This is a genomic window from Streptomyces boncukensis (assembly GCF_011045075.1).
Classification (GTDB): Bacteria; Actinomycetota; Actinomycetes; order Streptomycetales; family Streptomycetaceae; genus Streptomyces; species Streptomyces boncukensis.
In genome coordinates this window covers 1-5,864 of record NZ_JAAKZZ010000462.1, presented here as the reverse complement: position 1 = coordinate 5,864, position 5,864 = coordinate 1, and the positions used below count along the sequence as shown (strand labels likewise).

Sequence of the window (5,864 nt, the reverse complement as noted above, 5' to 3'; positions counted from 1 at the left end):
CCTCCTGCGCCACGCCCCCGGACAAGCACAACATCGGCGGCTCCGACCCGTACTGGCTCTCCTTCGACTACGACAAGGCCGGCAACCGCACCCGCGAAGTCCGGCACGGCCTGGGCGCCGGGGGGAACGGCACCGACCAGGAAGCCGACGCGGACACGGTCCGCACCTACACCTACGGCACGCCGGGCGAGTCCAGCCCCAACACCCTCCGCTCGGTGACCACCACGGGCAGCACGACGAACACGGCAGACGCGGAGGGCACCGAAACCTTCGCCCACGACGCGGCCGGCAACACCACCTCCCGCGCCGGCGGAACGCGCGACCAGAAACTGACCTGGGACGCGGAAGGCCACCTGGAGACCGTCAAAGAGGGCGCCACCACCGCCGACTACCTCTACACCCCTGACGGAGACCGCCTCCTGGCCCACAACCCGGACGGCTCTTCCACCCTCTACCTGCCCGAAGGCAACGAACTGACCTCATCCGGCGGCAAGGTGACCGGAACCCGCTACTACACCTACAACGACCGCACCGTCGCCACCCGGACCACGGGCGAGGGCATCCACTACCTCTTCTCCGACCAGCAGGGCACCGCGCTGATCGCCGTCGCCTTCGGGTCCAGCCAGCTCGTGACCCGCCGCAAACAGCTCCCCTTCGGCGGCCCCCGCAACGGTGCCGCCTCCGGCGGCACGGCCTGGCCCGGCACCCGCGGCTTCGTCGACGGCACCCAGGATCCCACCGGCACCACCCACCTCGGCGCCCGCGAATACGACCCCGAACTCGGCCGCTTCCTCTCCGTCGACCCCCTCCTGGCCACCGACGACCAGCGCCAGCACAACTCCTACCAGTACGGCGGCAACAACCCCGCCACCTTCTCCGACCCCTCCGGGGAAGCGCTCTGGGACGACGTCACCAAGAAGGGCTACGGCAACGCCAAGGTGATGAAGCGCCACCTCAAGCACCTGGGCTACCTCAACAGGAAGGGCCGCGCCACAAGGAAGTACCGGGCCCTGGAAGCCCGGAACTGGCGGACCTACCGCAGATATCTGCGCACGTCCTACCCCAAGGTCGTCGCCCGGCAGCACGCGGTGGCCCGGCAGAACGCCGCAGCGCGCAGAGCGGCAGCCGCCCGAGCCGCCGCGGCCCGCAAGGCCGCCAAACTCGCGGCCGACCGCAAAGCCGCAGAACAGCGACAGAAGAGCCAGAGCATCAAGGGCAAGATCCTCGGCGGCATCAAGGCCGGCTGGAACAAGACTGGAGGAAAGGCGGTAACCGGCGTCAAAGATTTCGGTAAGTGGACGTGGCGGAACCGGTCGAATATCGCCAAGGGGGCGGCAGTCGGTGCCTTTGTGACATGTACCTTCGCTACGGAGGGAGCGTGTGCCGTTGTCGGAGGGGCAGCATTCGGTATTTCCGTGACTAACCGCACCATTGACTTCAGAAGAACGAGGGGCTGGCGATCAAAAAATGGATCGGCGAGATATTTCAGTGGCATCGCACTTGACACCGTCGGCTGGCGCATTCAGACGGTGCGGAATCTGCACATGTTCGGCAGCGGGCATACCAATTTTCTTCACGCCATGACTACGCGCTCCGGCCAACAGCGGCTCTACCAGCAGGGTACGGCTGTGACTTGGGGTACCTTGGGATGGTGAATCTCCAAATTGCCATAAACGTGACTCCGGCGGGTATTCCGGTCATCGTGGCCCTTATGTTCCTGGCCGTGCTTCTCTTCCTTCTCTGGGACGCTTTGCGTAAACCAGGGGAGCCCTGGTTTCGATGGCTCATGCCGACCGGTTATTGCGTCCTCGCCTCGGGAATCGCGATCGGGATTCCTATGGTTGTGGTCGGCGGCGTCCTCATGGGTACGGGTCTCGGTTTGACGAACTACTGGCGTTGGACTGGTCGTAACGCGCTGAAGCGCCACAACCGCTCTGGAATCCCTTCTCCGGTCTTTCATGCTTCCCGGAAGAGGCGAAAATGAACTGAGCTGATTTCAACCTGCATTGATGAGCGTCCCGCGTTGGGCTGCGGGGTGGCGGACCCCCAGGTGAACACGTACTCGGCCACGGTCTTTGTCCGCCGCGGCCCGCAAAGCCGCCGAACAGTTCCGCAAGCACCAGAGCATCAAGTTGGCGAGCCCGTTCAATGCGGCAGGAGCTTGCTGAAGAGGGGCGAGTGATGGAGAAGCGGCAGGCTGGGGCGGGTGGGTCGACAGAAGGTGGATGGGGAAGTTGAGTGAAACCGATTATACTGAGGCGTAAATCTTGGTCAATTTTTTTCGGGATGGCAATTCTAGGCATGGGTATCGGTATGCTCGTGGCCATACGGAGTGTTACTTCGGTTAATGGGTTCCGAGTCGGCTGGCAGGGTATACCAGTATTCCTGGCATTTGCCGGGGTTTTTCGGGAGGCTTGCTAACTGTAAAGTGGTGCTATATGAAGGCATACTTCACGTCGTCAACCCCCTGCGGACCCATGTAGTACCGAAGGCCACGATCCGTGGCGTCGAGGTGGATGATGGCGGTGGGTTGGAGGTGCGGCTCGACGAAGATCGGAGCATCGGGGTCTACGTATTCGGAGGGTCCCTCATAGGCCACTGGATGGGCACTGTCGACAAGGCAGCGCGCAGGATCAACGAGTGGCTTCACGCGGGCGGCACGGCGGATCTCACCAAGACGACCCCGCAGATTCGTTGGACGCGGTGTACGCTCGCGGATCTGTCTCTGTCCTGTGCGCTGTGACAGCGGGCACAGGTGCGATCTGGATGGCACTCATCGGATGACTGGAGCTGATCCTTCTGGCCCGGAGCGTCTGAGGGAACAGCTGCCGGGCACCCGGGAACTCACGCAGCGGAGGGTCCCAGCCGGTCGGCCAGGGTGGCAAGGGCCTCCGCGCCCACCAGGTCCCCCGGCAGCAGCGGTACGTCGAGCAGGGGGACGTCGGGGAGTCGCTGCCGCAGTCGGGCGAGGTGCTCGTCCTCCCGCTCCCGGCGCCGGGCGAGCAGCCGGCCGGCGTCCGCCGGGGAACGGCGGTTGGCGACGAGTGCGGTCACGTCGACGCCGAGGGCGGTGAGCTTCCCGTACACCTCCACCGTCTCGGCGATCGGGAGCGGTTCGGCGGTCAGCACGACCACGAACCCGGTCCGCGCCGGGTCCGTCACCGCCGCGCGCAGCCGGGCGAAGCGGTTGCGCCGGCGCAGCAGGATCCGGCGCAGCTCGGCGTCGCGGTCGGTCTCCTCGCCGCCGCCGAGGCCGCGCACCGCGGCGCCGAACCGCTCGGACCGGTCGCGGTTGGCGAGCAGGGCCTCGGTCCAGGAGGTGAGCTGCTCGGGCAGCGCGAGCAGCCGCAGCGTGTGGCCGGACGGGGCGGTGTCGAAGACGACCAGGTCGTACGCCTCGTCGCCGAGCTCCACCGCCTCGGCGATCCGCTCCAGCACAGCCGACTCGTGGGTGCCGGGGGCCTGGCGGGCCAGCTCCAGGTGCCGGGCCGCCGGGGCGTGCATCCGCTCGGGGAGCAGCCGCCGCAGCGTCCCGGCGACCGCGGACAGATGCTGCTCGACCGTGCGCTCCGGGTCGATCTCCAGCCCGTCGACGCGGCCCGCCGCCCCGGCCGGCGCGCCGGGCGCGAGGTCGCCGGGACCGGCGAGGCGCACGGGCTCGTCGCCCACGGGGCGGTCCCAGAGGTGGCCGAGGTTGTGGGCGGGGTCGGTCGAGACCAGCAGCACGCGGGCGCCCGCCCGGGCGCGGGCGAGGGCGAGCGCCGCGGCAATGGACGTCTTGCCGACCCCGCCCTTGCCGCCGACGAAGACGATCCCGCGCGAGGCGATGAGGTCCGGGAGGTCTAGCAGCACCCGACGTGCTCCAGTGGCGAGCGGTCCATGCCCATCCGGCGGTGCCAGGCGTGGAAGTCCTCGTAGAGGGCGGGCATCAGCTCGGCGGTGTAGTACGCCGCCGGGTCGGGTACGCCGAGCGCCTCCGCGAGGACGACCATCCGGAAGAAGTCGTCCTCCTCGCGCCGGGCGCGGGCGAAGGTGCGCCGGTAGGGGCCGGCGTAGAACTCCTCAAGACCGGCCCGGAGCGCGGCCCAGCGGGATGCCGCCCCCGTCACCCCTGCACCTCGGCCTTCTCCGCCGCGTCGGCGTCCGGGGCCTCCGGCGGCTCCCGGGACGCCCGCCGCATGGCGACGACCGCCTCGAAGGCGACCCACACGGCGGCGACGATGATGACGGCGTCGATCGTCAGCAGCAGCCAGTCCCGGGCGTCGTAGAGGTCGTCGAGCTGCACGAGCGCCGCCCAGAACGCCATGACGAACACGAAGGCCAGCGGCACCAGCGCGGGCAGCGGGTTGCGCCGCTTGCGGATCAGTATGACCGCGACGATGGACAGGGTCAGGGAGGCCAGCAGCTGGTTGCTGGTGCCGAACAGCGGCCAGATGCGCAGGCCGCCGGCGCCCTCGGCGCCCTGGCTGAAGGTGAGTCCGACGCCGGCGCCGAGCGCGACGAGGGTGCCGACGATGTTGCTGATCTTCACCTTCGCGACCTCGCCGGCCTCCTGGACGACGAACCGCAGCAGGCGTACGCCGGTGTCCATGGTGGTGGCGGCGAACAGGATCGCCATGGTGGCCAGGACCGTCGAGCTCAGCGAGGACGGCAGGCCCAGGCCGCTGTTGACGATCTCGCCGCCGCCCGAGACGAAGGCGCCGACGCCGCCCTCGCCGAAGGCGGTGTAGACGGCCTTCCAGTCGGCCAGGGTGCGAAAGCCCGCGGTGGCGGCGATGATCGCGCCGAGCGCCAGCATGCCCTCGCCGACCGCGCCGAAGTAGCCGACGAAGCGGGCGTCGGTCTCCTTGTCCAGTTGCTTGGAGCTGGTGCCCGAGGAGACCATGCCGTGGAAGCCGGAGATCGCGCCGCAGGCGATGGTGACGAAGAGCAGCGGTACGAGGTCCGGGGTGCCGGCGGGCACGGCGTCGTTGAACGCCGGGGCGACGATCGTCGGGGCGCTCAGCAGCACCGAGACGAACAGGATCCCGAGCCCGACGAAGAGCTGGACGCCGTTGATGTAGTCCCGCGGCTGGAGCAGCACCCACACGGGCATCAGGGAGGCGATGCCGGCGTAGAGGAAGAGGGCGACGATCCAGAAGGTCGCCGGGGACATGCCCAGGATCGGGTCGGGCAGCTCCACATGGACGGCGTCACCGAGGAGGATCAGGCCGTAGAGCGCCGTGACGCCGAACACGGTGACCAGGCCGAGGTTCATCTTGTAGCGGTAGACCGCCTGCCCGACCAGCAGCGCCACCGCGACGGCGCCCCAGGCGGGGATCACCGCCGAGGGGGTGGAGATCAGCAGGTCCTTGATGACCACCGCGAAGGCCGCGACCACCATCAGGAGCAGCAGGAAGATCACGACGAGGAAGAGGTTCGCGCCCCGGCGGCCGATGTAGCGGCCGGAGAGCGCGCCGATCGAGCGGCCCTTGTTGCGCGCCGAGGCCCACAGGGCGCCCAGGTCGTGCATGCCCGCGAAGAAGACCGTGCCGAGGGTGACCCACAGGAACGCGGGCAGCCAGCCCCAGATCACGGCGACCGCGGGGCCGACGATCGGCGCCGCGCCCGCGACCGAGGTGAAGTGGTGACCCCACAGCACGAACTTGTTGGTCGGGACGTAGTCCACGCCGTCCTGCAGCTCGTGCGCCGGCGTCCTGAAGGACGCGTCAAGCTTGTAGACCCGGTTGACCAGGAACTTCGAGTAGAGGACATATCCGCCCGCGAACATCGCGAGGCCGATCAACAGCAGCGGGAGTGCGTTCATACGGGATGCTCTCCGGGTTCTGGGTCAGCGGGGACGGTGGGGACGGTGGGGTCCGGCC

General features: G+C 68.4%; 4 protein-coding genes. 1 reads left to right on the top strand and 3 read right to left on the bottom strand.

Features of this window, described 5'->3' with window-relative positions; all coding sequences use genetic code 11:
• A partial coding sequence (locus G5C65_RS29645) for an RHS repeat-associated core domain-containing protein (RefSeq protein ID WP_165302128.1) occupies window positions 1-1,655 on the top strand: 1,655 nt, incomplete at its 5' end.
• A gap of 1,189 nt (window positions 1,656-2,844) precedes the next feature.
• On the opposite strand, the gene G5C65_RS29640 is transcribed toward G5C65_RS29645, so the two are convergent.
• Genes G5C65_RS29640 through G5C65_RS29630 form a run of 3 tightly spaced genes read right to left on the bottom strand, consistent with a single transcriptional unit; the run spans window position 2,845 to window position 5,806 of the window.
• Complete coding sequence (locus tag G5C65_RS29640) at window positions 2,845-3,852, bottom strand: ArsA family ATPase (protein WP_338146726.1); 1,008 nt, start codon at window positions 3,850-3,852, stop codon at window positions 2,845-2,847.
• On the bottom strand, window positions 3,843-4,109 hold the full coding sequence (locus G5C65_RS29635; protein WP_165302127.1) for a cory-CC-star protein: 267 nt from the start codon (window positions 4,107-4,109) through the stop codon (window positions 3,843-3,845). Before G5C65_RS29635 ends, G5C65_RS29640 begins: the two co-directional genes overlap by 10 nt.
• Entirely contained in the window at window positions 4,106-5,806 is a 1,701-nt protein-coding gene (locus tag G5C65_RS29630) for a carbon starvation CstA family protein (RefSeq protein ID WP_165302126.1), read from the bottom strand. Before G5C65_RS29630 ends, G5C65_RS29635 begins: the two co-directional genes overlap by 4 nt.
• Window positions 5,807-5,864: the final 58 nt, after the last annotated feature.

Coding starts and splice junctions, on each gene's coding strand:
- G5C65_RS29630 (WP_165302126.1), bottom strand. CDS start 5,806: ATGAACGCACTCCCGCTGCTGTTGATCGGCCTCGCGATGTTCGCGGGC.